This window comes from Streptomyces daliensis (genome assembly GCF_054782395.1).
This window is the reverse complement of record NZ_BAAGSO010000094.1, coordinates 719,905-738,219: the sequence shown is the minus strand read 5'-3', so window position 1 is coordinate 738,219 and position 18,315 is coordinate 719,905. Positions and strand designations below refer to the sequence as shown.

Here is an 18,315-nt window from a genome sequence, read left to right as displayed (position 1 = left end):
CCCGCCCCTCCCCGGAAAGGAACCGCCGCATGACCGCCGCCCCGTCAACGGCCAAGGCCAAGACCCAAGCCAAGAACGCGCCGCGCAAGCTCACCACCTCGGCCATGATCGCCTCTATCGCCGAGGAGGGGCAGCGCACCACCCGCGCCCCCTTCGGCCACGCGCTGGCCCGGCTCGCGGAGGAGCGCCCGGAGATCGTCGGACTCTCCGCCGACCTGGCCAAGTACACCGACATGCACATCTTCCGCGAGGCACACCCCGACCGGTTCTTCCAGTCGGGCATGGCGGAACAGGCCATGCTCGGCGCAGCGGCGGGCCTGGCTGAGGTCGGGCTCCTCCCGTTCGCCTCCACCTACTCCGTCTTCGCCACCCGCCGCGCCTACGACTTCCTCTGCCTCGACATCGCGGAACCCGGCCTGAACGTCAACATCGTCGGCGCGCTGCCCGGACTCACCACCGGTTACGGGCCCAGCCACCAGGCCACCGAGGATCTGGCGATCCTGCGCGGCGTCCCAGGGCTGACGATCGTCGACGCCGCCGACTCCGTCGACATCGAACAGGCCGTCCCCGCACTGGCAGCAGCGCCAGGGCCGACGTATCTGCGGCTGCTGCGCGGCGCCGTGCCCACCGTGCTCGACGAGTACGACTACCGCTTCGAGCTGGGCCGCGCCGCCACGCTGCGCACCGGACGCGACGTGCTGTTCGTCTCGACGGGACTGATGACACCCCGCGCTCTCACCGCCGCGCGCGAGCTGGAGGCCGACCACATCGACGCCGCCGTACTGCACGTACCGACCATCAAGCCGCTGGACCACGAGACGATCCTGCGCGAGACGGCCGAGGGGCGGCTGGTGGTGACGCTGGAGAACCACTCCGTCATCGGCGGGCTCGCCGAGTCCGTGGCCTCCTGCCTGGCGTACGCGGGCGCCGGGACGCGGATCGTGCCGATCGGTCTGCCCGACGCGTTCCTGGCAGCGGGAGCGCTGCCCACCCTGCACGACCGCTACGGCCTGTCGGTGGCCGCGGTCAAGGACCGTGTGCGGGCGGAGCTGTGACGGCCGCGTCCTCCGCGACCTCCGCGTCCGCCGCCTCGGCCGTCACGGGCGCCTCGGGGAGGCAGCCGATCGACCCGCGCGTCGGATGCAGCACGATCTCGCTGCGCAGACTGCCACTGGACGAGGCGCTGCGGAAGATCGCCGGGGCCGGGTTCGCGGAGATCGACCTCGGTGCCCTGCCCGGCGTCTGCGACCACGTGCCCTTCCCGCTGCCGGGGGAGCGGGTCGGGCCGATCGCCGGACTGGTCCGCGACAGCGGGCTGCGGGTCCGTACCGTCAACGCGGACGTCGGCCCGCTGGACGACCCCGCGCTCACTCCGTCGACGGTCGCCGCACGGCTGGAGCCGCTGGTGCGGCTGGCAGAGCTGACGGGCGCGCCCTCGGTCACGCTGCCCTGCGGTGCGCAGGAGGGTCCGGCTCATGAGGGTCCGTCGCATGGTGGTCCTCCGCGCGGGGACGAGGACGCGGCGATCCGCGCCGTCGCCGGTGCGCTGGCCGCCGCGGAGCGGGTGGTGGCACCGGCGGGGCTCGCGCTGCTCGTCGAGGCCCCGCATTTCTCGCGGCTGTGCCACGACCTCTCCCGCGCTCTGCGGCTGCGGGAGGAGCTGGCGGGGACCCCGGTCCGTCTGGTGCTGGACACCAGCCATGTGGTGGCCGGGGGAGGCGACTGCGTGGCGGCGGCCCGCGCCTTCGGCGACCGCCTCGCCCATGTCCATCTGCGCGATGCCGTACGCGGCGACATCCACCGCAGCATCGGCCGGGGCGAGGTGGACTTCGCCGCGCTGATCCGCCATCTGACGGCCGTCGGCTACGAGGGCCACTACAGCCTGGAGCTGGAGACGCACGATGTGCCGGAAGCGGAGCGGCCCGCCGAGGCGGCACGCGCCGGAGCGGTGGTCTCACGACTGCTCGCCGAGGCCGGTGCGGGACCGGCGCCGACCCGCTGACCCTCTGACGCACCGTCACGGTCGGCACCCCACCGACCCGCCCACATCAACTCACCCACACCCATCAGCTTCCCCCAGGAGACCCCGATGACCTCCCCTTCCACCCCCTCGTCCCCCCTCTCCCGCTCCGCCGTCGTCACCGGCGCGGGGTCGCCGCGTGGCATCGGGCGGGCCACGGCGCACGCACTGGCGGCGGGCGGCTACGACATCGCCGTCATCGACATCGACGAGAGCGCGGCCGAGGACACCGCGCGCGAGGTGGCCGGAACACATGGTGTGCGCACGCTGGGGGTCGCAGCCGATGTGACGGACCCCGAAGCGGTGGACACCGCCGTGGCCGCCGTCGAGGCCGAACTGACCCCGATCGGCGCCCTCGTCAACAACGCCGGGATCACCTCGCCCACCCGCTTCCTCGACGTCTCGGCAGAGGAGTGGGACCGCATCTTCGACGTCAACGTCCGCGGCAGTTTCCTCGTCACCCGGCGCATCGCGCCCGGCATGGCCGAGCGCGGCTTCGGCCGGATCGTCCACCTCTCCTCGGTCTCGGCAGAGCGGGGCGGCGGTGTCTTCGGCGGCGTCGCGTACTCGGCGGCGAAGGCGGCGCTGCTCGGGTTCTCGCGTGCCCTGGCCCGTGAGCTGGGCCCCTCCGGAGTCACCGTCAACTCCGTCGCGCCCGGCCTGATAGACACCGACATCACCGCGGGCCGTCTCGACCCGGAGCGCAAGGCCGCCATGGTCGCCGACATCCCGATGGGCCGCACCGGAACCGTCACCGATGTCGCCGACGTCATCGCCTTCCTGGCCCGGCCCGAGTCCGAGTACCTCACCGGTGTCACCTACGACATCAACGGCGGCTCCCACATCCACTGAACAGCGACGGGGGCCCGAGGGGCGCCATGTGCGGCACGCCCCTCGGACCCCCCTGGGCCCCTCGGACCCCTCGATGCGATCCGGGTCAGTCCTCCCGGTCGGCTCCGGCCGCCGGTGCGTCCTCGCCCACGGAGGTGGGCGCGTTCGGGCGGTAGGAGCGGCAGCGTTCCTTCTCGCCCGTGGCGCGCGGGCCCGTGCGCTGGTAGATGCGGTCAGGTACCCGTGGTGAGGGGCCGTCGGCGACCACGTGCAGACGGATCTGCTTGTCGGGGTCGTCGCCGCCGCTCACCAGCCACCCGTCGACGCGCTGCCTGCCGGGCTGGGCCTCGATCCAGCCCGCCTCGCCCGCCTCGATGGTCTCGCGGACCGTCCGGTCCGTCGACGTGGACCAGCGCCAGGGCTCCGGTGAACTCTTGTCGAAGCCGGAGGTGAACTGCTGGTTCAGGGCTGGTTCAGGTTGTCCTTGGGATTGGCCAGCCGCTCGATGTCGGCGCTCTGGCTCAGATTGTCATAGGCGCGTCCCGTGTACTTGACCTGCCGTTCGTGGCTGACGGTGTTGCGGGTGCAGTTGAGATACGCCTCGCCGACGACCCGTGAGGTGTCGTAGTAGGTGTACGAGTACTCCTTGTCCACGGTGAAGGCGCAGTTGCTCCGGGCGCTCGCGCAGTGGTCGGCGGCCTTCTGCGCGGTGATGCGCTCGTTGCCCTGGAAGGCTTCCGGCTCAGGCAGCCGGTTCTTGGGGACCGTCTTGTCCACCGGGGGCGGCACCTGGGAGGCGCGGACCTTGGCGAGCAGTGGCCCGCAGTCCCAGCGCCCCTTGGTCTGCGCCGAGGCGAAGGTGATCAGGGGCTCGTTCTCGTCCGCCGTGAAGGTGTAACTCTGGTCGCGGCGCCAGTCGGTGCCGCCCGGCTCGGTCGTGAAGCTCCGCTTCGTGCCGCCCGACCCCTGGAGGGTGTACGGCTGACCGGCGTCGATCTGCTCCTTGCCGCAGGAGCGGTTGGCGCCCCCTGTCCTGTCGTCGAAGGTGACGGTCACCTTCGCTCCGGCCCGTACGCCGCGCAGCCGCTGGCTGACGCTCTGGTCCGCTGCGCGGTCACCGTGTCGGGGGTGGCCCGGTCGTGCCGGGTGCCGTTGCCGAGCTGCCCGGCGGAGTCGCTGCCCCAGGCCCGTACGGTGCCGTCCTCCAACTGTGCGACGGCGAAGGAGTCGCCGCTCTCCGTCCCGCCCGCGGAGATCTTCCGTACCTCGCCCCGGTTCAGCCGTCACCGGGCCAGGGGACCAGCGGTCACCGGTGCCGCCGTCGCCCAACTGGCCCGCCTGTCCCTGCGCCCCAGCTCATGATGCCGGGCCCGGAAGCGGCCTGACTCAGACCCGCCGCGACCGGCCCCACCAGCACGGACAGCACCGCTGCCGCCACCGACGCCGTCCTCCAGGCGCCCCGTCTCCTGCTCGTCGTACCGCGCAATCCACGCATCCTCTCGACCGAAGTGACATGGCCGGGAACAGCCATGTCAGGCCGCACGGGCGGCTGTTGAGCCGCCCGGCGATCGCCACGCCGAGAGCTTGGTTCGCGGAGGTGGGGGTTATGTGCCCTGGCCCGGAATGATCACTCCATACGGTGGATCAGTCATCCCTGAGGGCCACTTAGGGTGTTGCGTCGGATACGTGTAGTGATACGGCGAGGTGGGCGACCCCAAAAAACGCGCCCTGGCGGCACCGTCCGGGCCCGGCGCCCGCTACGCCGACGGAGACTCCGGCTCCGACTCCGGGGCCGGCTCGACGGGAAGGGGGAGACGGGCGAGCGCGGCGCGGTACTCGGTCACGACGCGCTCCACGACGTCGGCCGCGGGCAGCACCGAGTCGACGAGACCGGCGGACTGTCCGGCCTCCACTTTGGCGTCGCGCACCCTGCCGTGCAGCGCTGCGTCCTTGAGGGTGACGGACTGGAACTCCTTGCGCCGCACGTCCAGTTCGGCCGCCGACTCCTCCAGGCGCCCCATGCGTGCGGTGAAGTCGTTCGCCACGGCGCGGATGACACCGAGACCGTGTCCGACGGTGCGGGTGCCGTCCACCCCGGTGGCGAGGACCGCCGCCTTGTAGTCGGGGTGCACGGTGGCCTCCTCCGTCGCGAGGAAGCGGGTGCCGAACTGCGCCGCGCCCGCGCCCAGTGCCAGCATCGCGGCCAGTCCGGCCCCGTCCGCGATCCCGCCGGAGGCGATCACGGGGACCTCCGGGACGGCCGAGACCACGGCACGCACCAGGACCTGGGTGGTCACCATGGCGGGCGGCGGGTGCCCGCCCGCCTCCGCGCCGACGACCACGAGACCGTCGACCCCCGCCTCGGCTGCCTTGCGGGCGTGCTCGACACCGGCCACGACGTGCAGACAGCGGGTGCCGACGTCGTGGAAGCGCTCCAGATAGCGGCGCGGCCCGCCCTGGGAGGCGATGACCACGGGCGGTCTGCGGGAGAGGAGCAGCTCGATGACGTCCTCGGCGCCCTGCCGGTAGAGCGGGAGGTTGACCGCCCAGGGGCTGTCGGTGCCCGCCGCCGTCTCGTCGAGCACGCGCGCGAGGTCGTCCAGCCGCATCGGTCCTGCGGCGACGACCCCGAGGCCCCCGGCCCTGCTGACCGCGAGCGGCAGCGCCGAGCACGAGGACGCCCAGGACATGCCCGCCTGGACGACGGGCAGGTCGATGCCGAGCAGCCGGGTGACCGGCGTGGGGATGCGCGTCATGCGGGCACCTCGTCGTCCTGCCCCGCGAGCAGCGTACGGGCGTGCTCCGCGAGCAGGTTCTTCCGCACCTTGGAGCTGGCGGTCATGCCGATGCCCTCGAACCCGTCGACGATCCGCAGATGGCGCGGCACCTTGAAGCCCGCCATCCGGGTGCGGGCCCACTCGATCAACTCGTCCTCCGTGACGCCGGGTTCGGTGAGGACGACGAACGCGAAGGGGACCTCGACCAGCCGTTCGTCGGGGACGCCGACCACGACGGCCTGCCGCACCAGCGGATGCCGGTGCAGGGTGTCCTCCACGTCGGCCGGTGCGACGTTCTCGCCGCCGACCCGGATGATGTCCTTGGTGCGCCCCACGAAGTGCAGCCGCCCGGAGGTGTCGAGGGTGCCGACGTCGCCGGTGGCCAGCCAGCCGTCGGGGTCGATGGCGGCGGCGGTCGCCTCGGGCGCGTCGAGATAGCCCCGCATCACGTTCCAGCCGCGCACCAGGATGGAGCCCGGCTCGTCCGGGCCGCAGTCGCGGGTGCCGTCCAGGGCCCGGATGCGCACCTCGACGCCGGGCTCGACCCGCATCGCGCCGGAGGCACGCACCTCGTCCTCCTCCCACCAGCAGGACTGCGCGACGTTGGGGGACGCCTCGGACAGTCCGTAGCCCGCGACGCACTCGGCGGCGCCCAGTTCGTCGATCACCCGCCGGATGACGGTGGGGGAGGCGGCGACCCACGCGCCCCGCAGACGCAGGGTGCGGTGTGCGCGGTCGGGGTGGTTGAGCAGCATCAGTGCGATGGTGTCGTTGCCGGAGAAGTGGGTGCAGCGCTCGGCCTCCAGCAGCCGCAGCGCCTCGGCCGGTTCGAACTTCGGCATGGTCACCAGCGTGGCGGCGTGCTGGAGACAGGCCAGGACGGACAGGGTGCTTCCGGCGACGTGGAAGAAGGGCCGTGCGCTGTGGAAGCGGTCCCCGGGACGCAGGCCGAGCCGGGCGCCGGAGAAGAACGCGTCGGCGCACATGCCGCGCTGGGTGAGCAGCACGCCCTTGGGGCGGGAGGTCGTGCCGGAGGTGTACTGGACGAGGAGGATGTCGTCGGGGGTGCCCGTCGGCGGGGGCGCCGCACCGGAGCCTCCTTCGGCCAGGAACGCGGGCCACGGTGTCGCCCATCCGGGCGTCTCCTGGCCGAGCATGACGACGCGTTCCAGATCGGGCAGCGCTGCGCAGGCGACGGTGCCGTCCCCGTCGGTGGCCTCCGTGCCGACGCCGATCTCGTCCAGGACGGCGCTGAAGTCGACGCGGAGAACGTGGTCCGCGACGAACAGCGTAGAGACCTTCGCATGGGCGAGGGTGTGTGCCACCTCGTCGGCGGTGTACCGGGTGTTGACGGGGACGGTCACCGCGCCGACGGAGCCCAGGGCGAGGAACAGGGCGACCCAGCGGGGACCGTTGCCGAGGCAGAGGCCGACGCGGTCGCCCCGGCCGATTCCGGCAGCGGAGAGCGCCGACCGGATCCGGGCCACCTCGGCGGCCAGCTCACCGTAGGTGATCCGTTCTTCGGCCGTGACCACGGCCTCCACGTCGGGGGCGAGGAACGCGGCGCGCTCCAGCGCCTCGTGCGGGGTGAGGGGGCATGTCGTCCTGCTGAGGTTCATCACTTCTCCACGTCGGTGCTGCGGGAGTCCTCGGAGCCGCGGCGCGCGAACCGGTCGACGCCGTCGCGCCAGCCGCCGTCGGCCAGGCACTGTTCGATCGCGGACATCTCGATCCTGATGCCGCGGTCGAGGTCGGTCTCGCCGCCGAGGTCGACGGCCCGCTTGGTCAGCGAGATGGCGAGCGGCGGTGCCTCCGCGATCCGTTCCGCGATCTCCGCGCCCGCGTCGGCCAGTCGCTCGTCGGGGACCACCCGGGAGACGACGCCCAGGCCGAGGGCCTCGGCCGCTGGCATGGGGCGCCCGGTGAAGAGGAGTTCCTTCGCGCGGCGCTTGCCGATCGCGCGCTGCAACCGCTGGGTGGCGCCGACCGTGCCCCAGTGCGGCTCGGGGAAGCGGAAGACGGTGCTCTCGGCGGCGACGGCGAAGTCGGCGGCCAGCGTGATCTCGCCGCCGGACCCCACGACCGCACCGTGCACGAGCGCGACGACCGGACGGCGGCACCGCTCGACGGCCTCGTAGGCGGCGAACGAGGCGAGCCGACGGCGGCGTACCCAGGCGGCGTCCTTCCCGGCCCGCTCCTTGAGGTCGGCCCCTGCGCAGAAGGCGGGGCCCCGCGCGGACAGGAGCACCACGCGGACGTCGTCGTCGGCGTCGATCTCCTCGAAGACCGACCTCAGCTCCCGGCACATGGGCAGGTCCACGGCGTTGCGGGCGCGCGGCCTGGCCAGTTCGACGTGGGCGATGCCGTCGGTCACCGTGCGACGCACACGCGGGGCTTCCGCCGCTGTGGCGGCCGGTTCGCCGGGTCCGGTCACCTCAGATCACCCCCGTGGCCCGCAGGCCCTCGATCTCGGCGTCGTCGAGCCCGGCGAACTCCGCGAGCACGTCGTCGGTGTCGGCGCCCAGCAGTGGGGGAGTCCCTGCGGGCGCGGGCTCGCCGCCCGTCTCGCGCAGCGGAGTGCGCACGGCCTGGAAGGGGCCCTCGGTGGGGTGGTCGAAGCCGGTGACGACGCCCCGCTCCCGCGCGTGCGGGGCGGCCAGGGCCTCCCGTACGCCACGGACCTCGCCTGCCGGGACGTCGGCGGCGTGCAGCTCCTTGAGCAGCGCTTCGCGGTTCCGCGCCGCGATCGCCGTGCGCAGCGCGGTCATCACCCGCTCGCGGTGGGCGACGCGCCCCGCGTTGTTGCGCAGGGAAGGGTCCTCGACGAGTCCGTCGAGACCGAGCACGGAGCACAGCGGCCCCCAGTGCTGGTCGCTTCCGCTGATGTGCAGCCAGCCGCCGTCGGCGGTCTGGAAGGCGGCGGAGGGTACCCGTCCGGGGTGTTCGGTGCCGGTGCGCGACGGGTCCTCGTCCAGCGCGAACAGCCGGGCCGCGTTGAGGGCCTGGAGGCTGAGCTGGACGTCCATCATGGAGACGTCGAAGTGCCGTCCGCGGCCGGTGGCACCGCGTCCGGCGAGCCCGGTGAGCGCGGCGATCGCGACCCAGAGGCCGGAGGTCATGTCCGCGACGGGTATGCCGGTCTTGCTGGGCGGCCCGTCCGGCTCCCCGGTCATGGCCATGACGCCGGACAGCGCCTGGAAGATGGTGTCGTAGCCCTTGCGCATGCGGTCGGGCCCGCTCTGCCCGAAGCCGGTGGCCGACACGTACACCAGGCCCGGGTTGTGCGCGGCGAGTTCGTCGTAGCCCAGGCCCAGCTTGTCCATGGCGCCCGGCAGGAAGTTCTCCACGACGACGTCGGCGCGGGCCGCGAGGCGGCGGGCGAGGTCCCGGCCTCGGGGGTTCTTGAGGTCCAGGGTGACCGAGCGCTTGCCTCGGTTGAACGCGAAGAAGTAGGCGCTCTCGCCCTGGGGCAGGCGGGGCTCGAAGCCGCGGGTCTCGTCGCCGCAGCGCGGCCGTTCCACCTTGATGACGGTGGCGCCCAGCTCGGCGAGGATCTGCGTGGCCATCGGCGCTGCGAGGACCCGCGAGAAGTCGAGGACGGTGACGCCCTCCAGCGGGGCGGACGAGCCGGGGGCGCTGGGCGTGCCGGGGGCGCCGGCGGTGCTGGCGGCGTTCACTGGCGGAACCCCCGCATCAGCGCGTTCACGTCCTGCCCGGCCCGCATCGCCGCCTCGGTCGGCAGATCCGCGACGCGGTAGAACAGTTCCTTGGCCGCACGGAGCGCGCGGGGCTCCACGGCCGCCCACCGCTCCGCGATCTCCAGTGCGGCGTCGACCACCTGATCCGGTTCGACGACGCGGTTGGCCAGGCCGTGTTCCGCCGCCTCCGCCGCGGACAGCAGCCGCCCCGTGCTCACCAGCTCGAAGGCCAGCTTGCGGCTGAACTGGCGCTGGAGCCCGGTCATGACGAGTGCCGGGACGATCGAGTGCCGCAGCTCCGGGTAGCCGAACTTCAGGTCCGTGCCCACGACGGTCATGTCGGCGCCCACGACGAGTCCGGCGCCACCGCCCACCGCGGCACCGTGCGCCGCCGCGACGACCGGTGTGCCCATCTGCTGCATCCGCGTCTGGAGCCGGGCGGTGAGGGCCGCCCGCTCCAGGACGGCATCCGGCTGGCCGGGGGTGAGCGACGAGAACTCCGACAGATCGGCGCCCGAACAGAAGCCGCGCCCCGCGCCGGTGAGCACGACGGCGCGCACCTCGCCGTCCTCCTCCGCGGCGGTGAGCGCGTCGTCGAGGGCCCGGGTGAGGGCCGTGTCGAGGGCGTTGAGCTTGTCGGGACGGTTGAGGGTGAGGACGCGGACGGGGCCTCGGTCCTCGACGAGCAGGACGCCCGCGTCCGTTGAGCCTGTCGAGCCCGTCGAATCCGTCGAGCCCGTTGAGCCCGTGTCGGTCGGCTGTCCGCTGGTCGTGACGGTCACGGAGGGTTCTCCTCGGTCGGGCGGTTCGCGGTGGGGGTGAGGGAGGGGGAGGGGGTCAGGCGGCGGAGCGCTGGAATCCGGCGCGCGCCACCATGCTGTGCAGCGGGCGGCCGAGTGCCTTCTCGCAGGCCGCGGAAGCGGCGGCGAGCGCGTCCAGGTCGAGCCCGGTGTCCACACCCATGGCCTCGAACAGGCTCACCAGGTCCTCGGTGCAGACGTTGCCGGTGAGCCCGGCGCCGTAGCCGATCTTCGACGGGTGGCCGCCGACACCTCCGAGCGCACTGTCGAAGTGGCGGCAGCCCGCCTCCAGGGCCGCCACCGCGTTTGCGACGGCCGTCCCCCGGGTGTTGTGGAAGTGGGCGACGACCGGCAGCCCGGGGTGCTCGCGCTCCAGCCGGGTGAAGAGCCGGGTGACGTCTCCGGGGGTGGCGACGCCCGTGGTGTCGCCCAGCGTGACGGCGTCGGCGCCGAGTCCCACGAAGCGGGCGACGTCATCGGCGACGCGGCCCGGATCGATCCGCCCCTCGAAGGGACACCCGAACGCGACGGAGACCACTCCGACGAGCCGGAACCGGCCGTCGGCCAGCGAGGTCATCTCCTCGACCCGCCGCCACTGCTCTTCCCGCGTGCTGCGCAGGTTCTTGCGCGTGTGGCTCTCGCTGGCCGAGACCAGCAGGCTCAATTCCTCCGCGCCCACGCCGAGTTCGAGGTCGGCCAGGGCCCGCTCGACGGCCCGCGGGTTGGGGCACGTCGCCTTGAACGCCACGCGGGGGCGGTGTGTGACACCGGCCAGTACCTCGCTCGCGTCGGCGAAGGCGGGGACCCAGCGCGGATGGCTGTAGCTCGTCGCCTCGACGCGGCGGAAGCCCGCGCCGGCGAACATCTCCAGCAGGCCGACCTTCGTTGCGGTCGGCACGAAAGCGGGCTCGTGCTGGAGCCCGTCCCGGGCGAAGCATTCGCAGATGGTGACCGTGTCGGTCATCGAGCCACCTCCCCTTCAGGATGACCCGATCAGAACTATCCCCCGCCTGTTGATGTTGTCAACACTTGCGAGTCGCCGCCCGGCCCCTGCCCGGGTCCCTGGCCGTCTCTGGCTAGTCCTTGTCGAAGTGCTCCCGCTCCTGGTGTTCCAGGGACAGCGCGAGGTCGGCGAGCTTGTCCAGGGCGCGGTCCAGGACGCGCGTCTCCTCCTCGGTGAGCGCGGCGGCGAAGGTCGCGTCCCGCTCGTTCGCGGCGCCGATCAGACCCCGGTACACCTCGACCCCGGCCTCGGTGAGGGCCAGTTGGCGGCTGCGTCCCGTCCCCTCCGTGCGGTTCACGAACCCCCGCTCGACCAGGCCGCGGACGACCCGGCTCATCTGGGCCTTGTCGAGACCCGCCCGTCGGGCCAGCCGGTTCAGCGTCAGCGTCGGATCGGCCGCGATGAGCGCGAGGGTGCGCCACTCGCCGAGGCTGACGTCGAACTCGCGGCGGTACCGGAGCGCCGCGCTGCGCGACAGCGCCGAGGATGTGCGCGACAGCCGGTAGGACAGCAGCTCGGAGATCGGCACGAGGTCTCGGCCATCCTCACGTTTCACCATGCGCTGCATGGTATCCCCGGTCGAGGTGGCGTCGTCCAAGGTGTTGACTTTATCAACTTAAGCGGCTGAGACTCGCAGCGCCCGCCGCCTCCGGCGAGACTGTTCACCAAAGGAGCCGTACGTCGTGGCCGACCCGTCAACCTTCACCGAACCACCGGACTCCCCGAAGGATTCTCCGCAGGGCTCCTCACCGGGCTCCCCCGGCACAGCCGAGGTCGACCGCGATGCGACCTACCGCACCATCGCCTGGCGCGTGCTGCCGCTCCTGGTCATCTGCTACATCGTCAGCTTCATCGACCGCACCAACATCGGTATCGCCCAGCAGGGGCTCCAGCGCGACCTCGGGTTCGGCTCCGCCGTCTACGGCCTCGGCGTGACCCTCTTCTTCGTGGGCTTCATCCTCTTCGAGGTGCCGAGCAGTGCGCTGCTCGCCCGGATCGGCGCCCGGATGACGCTCGTGCGCATCATGGCGTCCTGGGGTGTCATCACCGTCGCCACCTCGCTGGTGCAGAACGAGATCACCTTCTACCTCGCCCGCTTCCTCCTCGGCATCGCGGAGGCCGGGTTCTTCCCCGGCGCCCTCTACTTCCTCTCGCTCTGGTTCCCCTCGGCCCGGCGCACCCGCATGACCGCCGTGTTCTTCGCGGGCGTCCCCGTCTCCGGCGTCCTCGGGTCCCTCATGTCCGGCGCCATCATGGACTCCTTCGGCGGCGTCGGCGGCCTCGCCGACTGGCAGTGGCTGTTCATCATCGAGGGCGTCCCGCCCGTCCTGCTCGCGGGTGCCGTCCTGCTGTGGCTCCTCGACGGCCCCGAACAGGCGCGCTGGCTGACCCCCGCGCAGCGCGCCGCCGTCCGCGCGGACCTCGACGCGGACCAGCGGCGGAAGGGCGCGGAGGGGGCGACGGACAAGGGCCACGGCGGACTGCTCCTCGCGCTGCGCGACCCGAAGCTGTGGATCATCGGCCTCTGCGCCTGCGGCGCCTACACCCTCGCCAACGCCGTGTCGTTCTGGACCCCGCGGATCATCGCGGAGGCGGGCGTCGGCGACGTCCTCGACCTCGGCTTCTTCTCGGCCCTGCCGCCCCTGCTGGGCATCGTGGTCATGCTGATCGTCGGGCGGCACTCCGACCGCACCCTGGAACGCCGCTGGCACGCCGCACTGAGCTGGACCGTCGCGGCGCTGGCGATGCTGGCCCTCTCCTTCACCGCGGACGGCGTCACCGTCGTCGTGCTGCTCCTGGCGGTTCTCGCCGCCGCCCACTACTCGGGCCTCACCGTCTTCTACTCCATCCCCTCCATCTACCTGGGGGAGCGGGCCGCCGCCACCGGGATCGCGCTGGTGACCTCGATGGGCTCGTTCGCCGCTGCGGCGTCCCCTTCGCTGCTCGGCTTCATCCAGCACAGCACCGGCAGCCTCGCCCTCGGCCTCCAGATCAGCGCGGGGATCGTGCTGCTGGCGGTCGTTCTGCTGCTCGTCGGCGTCAAGGCGGAGGACCTGCGGGAGTGACGGCAGGGCCTCCCGGTCCGCCTGCCGGGTCCGGTGGCCGCTGCCGTCCGAGGAAGACCGCGGAGACCAGGGCGTTCCACTGCGAGCTGGGCAGCAGGCGCCGCGCGGCGACGGCGAAGCGGGCGTGGGCAGGCACCAAGTAGCGGGCGCGCGGCCGTCGCGCTGTTGCGGCATGGGCGATCACCGCGACGACGGCGTCGGGCTCTTTGAGGATCCGCCTCAGCATCCCGGCGCGGAGCCTGGCGGGCGCGGCACCGGTGGTGTCGCCGAGCAATCCCCTCACCAGCGCGCGGAACCCTTCCAAGGGTGCTTCGTAGGGGGCGGGGGCCCCGGGGGCATCGGGGGTGCCGGTGGGCGCGGGGCCGGAGCCGGGCCAGGACGCGCCGGGCGGATTCTTCGCCGGACACGAGACTGCCGATGGTGGTGGAGTGGCCGGAGTGGTCTCCGCCCGCGAGCTGTACATGGCCCGGAAGCGGGTGCGTCACGGCCGCGCGGGCCAGACGCCGGTAGTCGCCCGCACCGCGCCGCACCACGCACGGGTCGATGCGGTCGACGTGGACGGCCACGCTGTGGGAGACCGCTTCCGGCAGGGCCCCGAGCTGTGCCATGCCGGAGAGCACATGGCCAGCGATCGTCTCGTCGTCGAGTACGAGACGAAGTCGCAGCCCAGTCGGCGCGTCTGCTCGGCGAACGGGACGATCTCGTCCCAGCTGTCCCGCTGAATGACGAAGTGGGCACCGATCAGAGTGTCGCTGCCGGAACCGTCGCGTTCGGACACCAGATGACGGATGGCGTCGAGCCTTTCCTCCAGCCCGCTCGCGGCGTGCACCCGCTGGAAGGTCTCCTCGCGCACGGCATCGACACTGAACCGCACGGCCACGGCCGAATTCAGCAGGGCGCGACGGACACGTTCCACGCGGAGCTTCTTGCCCGCGGTGTCGACGCGGATGGCCAGCCCCAGTTCCGCCACTCCGTCCAGCAGATCTTCCACACCCGGCAGATTGAGAGGCTCCCCGAACCGGACATCATGACGAGCCGGAAGGTGTCGGGATACCACTCGCGAAGCTGCGCCATGCGGCGCAGTGTCACGTCGGGGTCGAGATGGAGCTGGAGCCCTTCGGCCTTTCGCTTCTCCATGGTGAAGCACATCGGGCAGGCGTCGGTGCACGAGTTGGTCATGTCGAGGCCCAGCGTGAACAGCGTATTGCCGCGGGTCTCCACGAGCCGGTCGATGAATCACCGGGGGTTGTAGTCCAGGAAGGACAGAATGGAGCTGCCGACGGGGAGTTCCAGCACCTCGTCGTCGGACCCCCGGGTCAGGTGTACCGCGTCGTACCGCTGTAGCCACTGCCTCGGCAGAAACGGCTTGTCCCTCGGGGGCTGAATGCGTGTCATGAGTCTCCCCTTTCCTACGGGGTGTTTCGTGCGGGGTATTGCGTGCGGAACTTCGGGGCCGCACGCTCTTCGACGGGTCATGCGCTGCGCTGGCAGGCCGCGGCGGCCAGCGACGCCAGATGGCAGGCCGGGCCCGGAGCGGGCTTCACATCCCGCAGGTGCTCGAAGGCGTTCCGCAGGCATTCGGCGGTCTTGTCCCACGCCCAGTCCCGGCCACCGGCCTCTTCGACGAGCTGCGTCATCCGTGCCACGTCACCCGGCCCTGGCGGGTGCGGCGAGGCGTAGCGCTCACCGAGTTCGCGCCCCGCTGCGGTGCCGGACGCGAGCGCCGCCGCCACCGGAAGGGACAGCTTGCGCACCGCCAGGTCGGCGCCGACGGCCTTGCCCGTCGTGGCCGGATCGCCCCAGAGCCCCAAGACGTCGTCCGTCACCTGGAAGGCGAGTCCCAGTTGCCTGCCGAAGGCGCGAAAGTGTGCGGCACGCTCCTCATTGGCGCCTCCCGCGATCGCCCCCACCGCACAGGCGCCTCCCATGAGTGCGCCGGTCTTTCCCAGCGCCGCCTCCACACACTGCTCCGGCCCGCTGGCGCCGTCGCGCTGAAGCACCAGCTCGCGCGCCTGGCCCGCGGCCATCTCGTGCGCCGCGGCCGACAGATGCAGCACCGTCGGGACCACACGAGGAGCCGGAGTCTTGGCCAGCACCCGGAAGGCCAGCGTGAACAGGGCGTCCCCGGCCAGCGTGGCGTCGGCGCTGTCGAAGGCGCTCCACAGCGTGCGACGGCCGTGCCGGAACTGATCGCCGTCGATGATGTCGTCGTGCACGAGGGAGAAGTTGTGCAGCAGCTCGACGGCGACAGCGGCCGGACGCGCGCGTCGTGCCCGGCAGCCGACGGCCTCGGCGCTGGCGAAGACGAGCGCCGGCCGAACCCCCTTCCCGCGCCGCTCTTCCCCGCAGGACCGGCCTCGCACGTCCTTCCAGCCGAAGTGGTATTCGGCCATCTCCCGCAGCGGCGGGTCCAGTTCGCCGACCCACTCACGCAGGAGCGGAGTGGTGAGCGTGCGCGCCCGGTGCAGCAATTGGTGCGCGTTCTCCAGGGCGGTTCGCTGTGGGAGGGTGCCGTCCACGAGGTCCGTGCCCCGCGTAAAGGCATCAGCGGTCATGACATACCTCTCTCCGGGGCCGGGGAGCACCGTGGGCTTTCGCGGAAATGCGCAGGGGAATGGGAGCCGACGAGTGATATCGGTGGACGGACATGTGAATCGGAACAGCCAGGAGAGGCGCCTCCAGACACACCTCTCCGATAACGAACTGGTCAGGTCCGCATCGGCCCGTCTCCCACAAGTAAGCGCGGAGTCCGATTCCCGGGGAAGGGGAGACCGCGCCCCGACGGCGTGAACACCGTGAATTCTTGTGCGCATGTGCATTCACACGCGGGTGCGGGTGCGGGTGCTGCGGATGCGGGGCCGAAGCGGCCGGAGGAGAGGCGCGGGCACGCGCTCGGCCTCGTGGGACCCCGGTCGGCCCGCGCGATCGCCCCGCGGGGGATACTGGTGATCATGCGCGTTGATTTCGACCCCCAGGCCATGCCCACCCGGGACTTCTACAAGCTGCTGACCGCGACCGTCGTGCCCCGCCCCATCGCGTGGGTGTCCACCACGGCCGCGGACGGGACGGACAATCTGGCGCCGCACTCCTTCTTCACCGTCTCGTGCGTGACGCCGCCCGTCGTGCAGTTCACCTCGGTCGGGCGCAAGGACTCGCTGCGCAACATCGAGGAGACCGGTCAGTTCGTCGTCAATCTCGCGACCGAGCCGCTCTTCGAGCAGATCAACTCCACGGCCACGGACTTCCCGCGCGGCATGAGCGAGTTCGACGCCGTCGGGCTCCGCAAGGAGGGAAGCTGCCGGGTGAAGCCGCCCCGGGTCGCCGATTCGCCGGTGGCGCTGGAGTGCGAGCTGCACAGCACGGTGCGGCTGGGCGACTCCACCGTCGTCTTCGGGCGCGTGGTGCACGCCGCCGTCTCCGAGGACGTGCTGGTGGACGGCCACCCGGAGGTGACACGGCTGCGCCCGCTGACCCGCTTGGGCAAGAACGAATGGGGCACCCTCGGCGAGGTGTGGGAGATCGCGCGCATCCCGTACACCGAGGGCAGGAACGAGCGGCCCGCGCGGGGCGACGGGGAGTAGGCGCCGTAGACGCCCGGACCGGGCCCGGACCGGGCCCGCTCGCTCCCGTCAGTGGAGCTGGAAGGGCCGCGTCGGATCGAGGGGGTCGTCCGGGGAAGCGGTGGGCAGGGGTGCAGGGACCGTGCCGGGCACCGGGACGGCGAAGGGGGCGGGGGACGCTTCCTCGACGGGCCCGCTTCCCCTCCCCGGCCAGGTCACTTTCCTGGAACCGTGCGCTCTTGCGCGGCCGGGCCCGGCCGCTTCTTCGCCGGTCACGGTGCGTCGCGGGCCGGGGGGTACCGTCGCCGCGTCGGCCCGGGTGGAGCCCCCGCCTCCGCGCGCTCCCCGGAGGACACGGGACGTCCCGGCCGGTGCGCGGATCACGACCGGCTCGGGGACCTGGCCCGTGGCGTCGCGGGTGCCGTCCCCGGAGGCGTGCGATACGCGCTCGTGCCGCGCCGCGCTGTCCGAGGCCAGCAGCACCAGGCCCCAGGTGGCCACGGCGGCGGCGGTGAGGGCCAGCAGCTCACCCAGCACACCGAAGCGGAACCCCTCGTCCAGCAGCAGGATGCCGACGGCGGCGGCGACGACCGGATTGACCACGGTCGCGGTCGCCAGCGGCACGGTCAGCCCGCTGCCCCGGTACGACGCCTGCGAGGCGGCCAGCCCGGACGCCGCGAGCACCCCCGTGAGCAGCAGCGCGGGCAGCAGGGCGAGGAGCGAGGAGGCGTCCCAACTGTCGGCGACGGTCTTCACGAAGACGGAGGCCCCGCCGTACGCGATCCCGGCGGCCGTGGCCAGCGAGACGCCCCTGATCAGCGGCACCCGCCTGCCCGCCGACGTGGCGATCACGGTCAGCGCCAGCAGCGCCGCCAGCACGGGGCCCCCGACCAGCAACTGCTCCGTGGTGTCGAGTGGACGCGCCGCCGAGGAGCCCGTGAGCAGCAGGATGCCCGCCAGGCCCGCCGAGGCCAGCAGGACGCCGCGCCAGCCGGTGCCGGTCACCGGGCGCCTGACCAGCAGCGCGGCCATCGGCGCCGCCAGGACCAGCGTCAGCACGCCCAGCGGCTGCACCACGGTGAGAGGCCCCAGGCCCAGCGCGGCCACGTGCAGCAGCGCGCCGGAGCCCTGGAGGGCCGCCGCGGCCCACCAGGGGGCCGAGCGCAGCAGTCCGAAGTGGCTCGGGGCCGTGGTGGCGGCCAGCCGCTCCTGCACGATCGCCGCGGCGGCGTAGCAGCCCGCCGAGACCAGGGAGAGCAGCACCGCCGCGAGCAGCGGAGTCATGGCCTGCCCCGGCGGGGCGTGGGCGTCCTGTCCATGTCTCCAACGATGACTCGCGAAGTCGTCTTTGTCGTCGTCTGCCAGGGGCGTCTTTCCGTACCCCTAGCGGAGTACGTCCGTATGCGGCGTACACCTGCCAGCGGACGGCCCGGCGGCGCGAGGGCCCTCGACGGGCCCGCCGCCGCGTCAGGCGTAACGTTCCTGCGCCGTGTTCGTTGAAAGGGGTGCAAGAAGAAGTCCGCGTCCCCCACGGCGGCACAGGCCCCGGCTCCGGCCGGG

Annotated in this window: 21 protein-coding genes; 6 read left to right on the top strand and 15 right to left on the bottom strand. The window is 72.5% G+C overall.

The window, feature by feature from the left end; genetic code table 11:
- Positions 1-29 precede the first annotated feature (29 nt).
- The 3 genes from ACYVOO_RS25795 (at position 30) to ACYVOO_RS25785 (ending at position 2,872) form a co-directional block, all read left to right on the top strand.
- Positions 30-1,055 carry a transketolase family protein gene (locus ACYVOO_RS25795; RefSeq protein WP_461018071.1) on the top strand — a complete coding sequence of 342 codons (1,026 nt, stop codon included), beginning with the start codon at positions 30-32 and terminating at the stop codon, positions 1,053-1,055.
- Positions 1,052-2,002, top strand: coding sequence for a sugar phosphate isomerase/epimerase family protein (locus tag ACYVOO_RS25790; protein WP_461018070.1), 951 nt, complete (start codon positions 1,052-1,054; stop codon positions 2,000-2,002). Before ACYVOO_RS25795 ends, ACYVOO_RS25790 begins: the two co-directional genes overlap by 4 nt.
- A gap of 87 nt (positions 2,003-2,089) precedes the next feature.
- A complete protein-coding gene (locus ACYVOO_RS25785; protein WP_461018069.1) occupies positions 2,090-2,872 on the top strand; it encodes an SDR family NAD(P)-dependent oxidoreductase in 783 nt (260 codons plus the stop codon).
- Between the two features lie 85 nt (positions 2,873-2,957).
- Here ACYVOO_RS25785 and ACYVOO_RS25780 read toward each other — a convergent pair whose 3' ends face one another.
- The 3 genes from ACYVOO_RS25780 to ACYVOO_RS25770 form a co-directional block, all read right to left on the bottom strand.
- Positions 2,958-3,161 carry a hypothetical protein gene (locus ACYVOO_RS25780; protein ID WP_461018068.1) on the bottom strand — a complete coding sequence of 68 codons (204 nt, stop codon included), beginning with the start codon at positions 3,159-3,161 and terminating at the stop codon, positions 2,958-2,960.
- A 152-nt stretch (positions 3,162-3,313) separates the two neighbouring features.
- Positions 3,314-3,907 carry a hypothetical protein gene (locus ACYVOO_RS25775; protein ID WP_461018067.1) on the bottom strand — a complete coding sequence of 198 codons (594 nt, stop codon included), beginning with the start codon at positions 3,905-3,907 and terminating at the stop codon, positions 3,314-3,316.
- Entirely contained in the window at positions 3,904-4,059 is a 156-nt protein-coding gene (locus ACYVOO_RS25770) for a hypothetical protein (protein WP_461018066.1), read from the bottom strand. Before ACYVOO_RS25770 ends, ACYVOO_RS25775 begins: the two co-directional genes overlap by 4 nt.
- Here ACYVOO_RS25770 and ACYVOO_RS25765 point away from each other — a divergent pair.
- A complete protein-coding gene (locus ACYVOO_RS25765; RefSeq protein ID WP_461018065.1) occupies positions 4,046-4,213 on the top strand; it encodes a hypothetical protein in 168 nt (55 codons plus the stop codon). The genes ACYVOO_RS25770 and ACYVOO_RS25765 overlap by 14 nt on opposite strands.
- Before the next feature lie 395 nt (positions 4,214-4,608).
- Here ACYVOO_RS25765 and ACYVOO_RS25760 read toward each other — a convergent pair whose 3' ends face one another.
- The 7 genes from ACYVOO_RS25760 to ACYVOO_RS25730 all read right to left on the bottom strand — a co-directional run bounded on the left by ACYVOO_RS25760 (position 4,609) and on the right by ACYVOO_RS25730 (position 11,688).
- Positions 4,609-5,607, bottom strand: coding sequence for an NAD(P)H-dependent flavin oxidoreductase (locus tag ACYVOO_RS25760; protein ID WP_461018064.1), 999 nt, complete (start codon positions 5,605-5,607; stop codon positions 4,609-4,611).
- Positions 5,604-7,247, bottom strand: coding sequence for an AMP-binding protein (locus tag ACYVOO_RS25755; protein ID WP_461018063.1), 1,644 nt, complete (start codon positions 7,245-7,247; stop codon positions 5,604-5,606). Before ACYVOO_RS25755 ends, ACYVOO_RS25760 begins: the two co-directional genes overlap by 4 nt.
- Entirely contained in the window at positions 7,247-8,062 is an 816-nt protein-coding gene (locus tag ACYVOO_RS25750; protein ID WP_461018062.1) for an enoyl-CoA hydratase/isomerase family protein, read from the bottom strand. Before ACYVOO_RS25750 ends, ACYVOO_RS25755 begins: the two co-directional genes overlap by 1 nt.
- Position 8,063: 1 nt before the next feature.
- Positions 8,064-9,305 carry a CaiB/BaiF CoA transferase family protein gene (locus tag ACYVOO_RS25745; RefSeq protein ID WP_461018061.1) on the bottom strand — a complete coding sequence of 414 codons (1,242 nt, stop codon included), beginning with the start codon at positions 9,303-9,305 and terminating at the stop codon, positions 8,064-8,066.
- Positions 9,302-10,108, bottom strand: coding sequence for an enoyl-CoA hydratase/isomerase family protein (locus ACYVOO_RS25740; protein ID WP_461018060.1), 807 nt, complete (start codon positions 10,106-10,108; stop codon positions 9,302-9,304). Before ACYVOO_RS25740 ends, ACYVOO_RS25745 begins: the two co-directional genes overlap by 4 nt.
- Positions 10,109-10,163: 55 nt before the next feature.
- A complete protein-coding gene (locus ACYVOO_RS25735; protein WP_461018059.1) occupies positions 10,164-11,090 on the bottom strand; it encodes a hydroxymethylglutaryl-CoA lyase in 927 nt (308 codons plus the stop codon).
- A gap of 112 nt (positions 11,091-11,202) precedes the next feature.
- Entirely contained in the window at positions 11,203-11,688 is a 486-nt protein-coding gene (locus ACYVOO_RS25730) for a MarR family winged helix-turn-helix transcriptional regulator (RefSeq protein ID WP_461018058.1), read from the bottom strand.
- Positions 11,689-11,812: 124 nt separating this feature from the next.
- Here ACYVOO_RS25730 and ACYVOO_RS25725 point away from each other — a divergent pair, with 124 nt between their 5' ends.
- Complete coding sequence (locus ACYVOO_RS25725) at positions 11,813-13,195, top strand: MFS transporter (RefSeq protein WP_461018057.1); 1,383 nt, start codon at positions 11,813-11,815, stop codon at positions 13,193-13,195.
- On the opposite strand, the gene ACYVOO_RS25720 is transcribed toward ACYVOO_RS25725, so the two are convergent.
- From ACYVOO_RS25720 to ACYVOO_RS25705, 4 genes are all read right to left on the bottom strand, one after another.
- A complete protein-coding gene (locus ACYVOO_RS25720; RefSeq protein ID WP_461018056.1) occupies positions 13,170-13,499 on the bottom strand; it encodes a hypothetical protein in 330 nt (109 codons plus the stop codon). The genes ACYVOO_RS25725 and ACYVOO_RS25720 overlap by 26 nt on opposite strands.
- 177 nt (positions 13,500-13,676) lie before the next feature.
- Positions 13,677-14,186: a hypothetical protein gene (locus ACYVOO_RS25715; protein WP_461018055.1), complete on the bottom strand. Its 510-nt coding sequence runs from the start codon at positions 14,184-14,186 to the stop codon at positions 13,677-13,679.
- 245 nt (positions 14,187-14,431) lie between these two features.
- The gene (locus ACYVOO_RS25710) at positions 14,432-14,590 is read right to left on the bottom strand and encodes a hypothetical protein (protein ID WP_461018054.1); all 159 of its coding nucleotides are present in this window, start codon (positions 14,588-14,590) and stop codon (positions 14,432-14,434) included.
- Between the two features lie 77 nt (positions 14,591-14,667).
- Positions 14,668-15,750: a polyprenyl synthetase family protein gene (locus tag ACYVOO_RS25705; RefSeq protein ID WP_461018053.1), complete on the bottom strand. Its 1,083-nt coding sequence runs from the start codon at positions 15,748-15,750 to the stop codon at positions 14,668-14,670.
- A gap of 396 nt (positions 15,751-16,146) precedes the next feature.
- Here ACYVOO_RS25705 and ACYVOO_RS25700 point away from each other — a divergent pair, with 396 nt between their 5' ends.
- Positions 16,147-16,776: a flavin reductase family protein gene (locus tag ACYVOO_RS25700; protein ID WP_461018052.1), complete on the top strand. Its 630-nt coding sequence runs from the start codon at positions 16,147-16,149 to the stop codon at positions 16,774-16,776.
- A gap of 48 nt (positions 16,777-16,824) precedes the next feature.
- On the opposite strand, the gene ACYVOO_RS25695 is transcribed toward ACYVOO_RS25700, so the two are convergent.
- A complete protein-coding gene (locus ACYVOO_RS25695) occupies positions 16,825-18,039 on the bottom strand; it encodes a DMT family transporter (RefSeq protein WP_461018051.1) in 1,215 nt (404 codons plus the stop codon).
- Positions 18,040-18,315 lie beyond the last annotated feature (276 nt).

What these genes read in the sequence shown, in the direction of transcription:
- ACYVOO_RS25795 (WP_461018071.1), top strand. Translation starts at nt 30, where the DNA reads ATGACCGCCGCCCCGTCAACGGCCAAGGCCAAGACCCAAGCCAAGAAC.
- ACYVOO_RS25785 (WP_461018069.1), top strand. Translation starts at nt 2,090, where the DNA reads ATGACCTCCCCTTCCACCCCCTCGTCCCCCCTCTCCCGCTCCGCCGTC.
- ACYVOO_RS25760 (WP_461018064.1), bottom strand. Translation starts at nt 5,607, where the DNA reads ATGACGCGCATCCCCACGCCGGTCACCCGGCTGCTCGGCATCGACCTG.
- ACYVOO_RS25755 (WP_461018063.1), bottom strand. Translation starts at nt 7,247, where the DNA reads ATGAACCTCAGCAGGACGACATGCCCCCTCACCCCGCACGAGGCGCTG.
- ACYVOO_RS25735 (WP_461018059.1), bottom strand. Translation starts at nt 11,090, where the DNA reads ATGACCGACACGGTCACCATCTGCGAATGCTTCGCCCGGGACGGGCTC.
- ACYVOO_RS25730 (WP_461018058.1), bottom strand. Translation starts at nt 11,688, where the DNA reads ATGGTGAAACGTGAGGATGGCCGAGACCTCGTGCCGATCTCCGAGCTG.
- ACYVOO_RS25710 (WP_461018054.1), bottom strand. Translation starts at nt 14,590, where the DNA reads ATGACACGCATTCAGCCCCCGAGGGACAAGCCGTTTCTGCCGAGGCAG.
- ACYVOO_RS25705 (WP_461018053.1), bottom strand. Translation starts at nt 15,750, where the DNA reads ATGACCGCTGATGCCTTTACGCGGGGCACGGACCTCGTGGACGGCACC.
- ACYVOO_RS25700 (WP_461018052.1), top strand. Translation starts at nt 16,147, where the DNA reads ATGCGCGTTGATTTCGACCCCCAGGCCATGCCCACCCGGGACTTCTAC.
- ACYVOO_RS25695 (WP_461018051.1), bottom strand. Translation starts at nt 18,039, where the DNA reads ATGACTCCGCTGCTCGCGGCGGTGCTGCTCTCCCTGGTCTCGGCGGGC.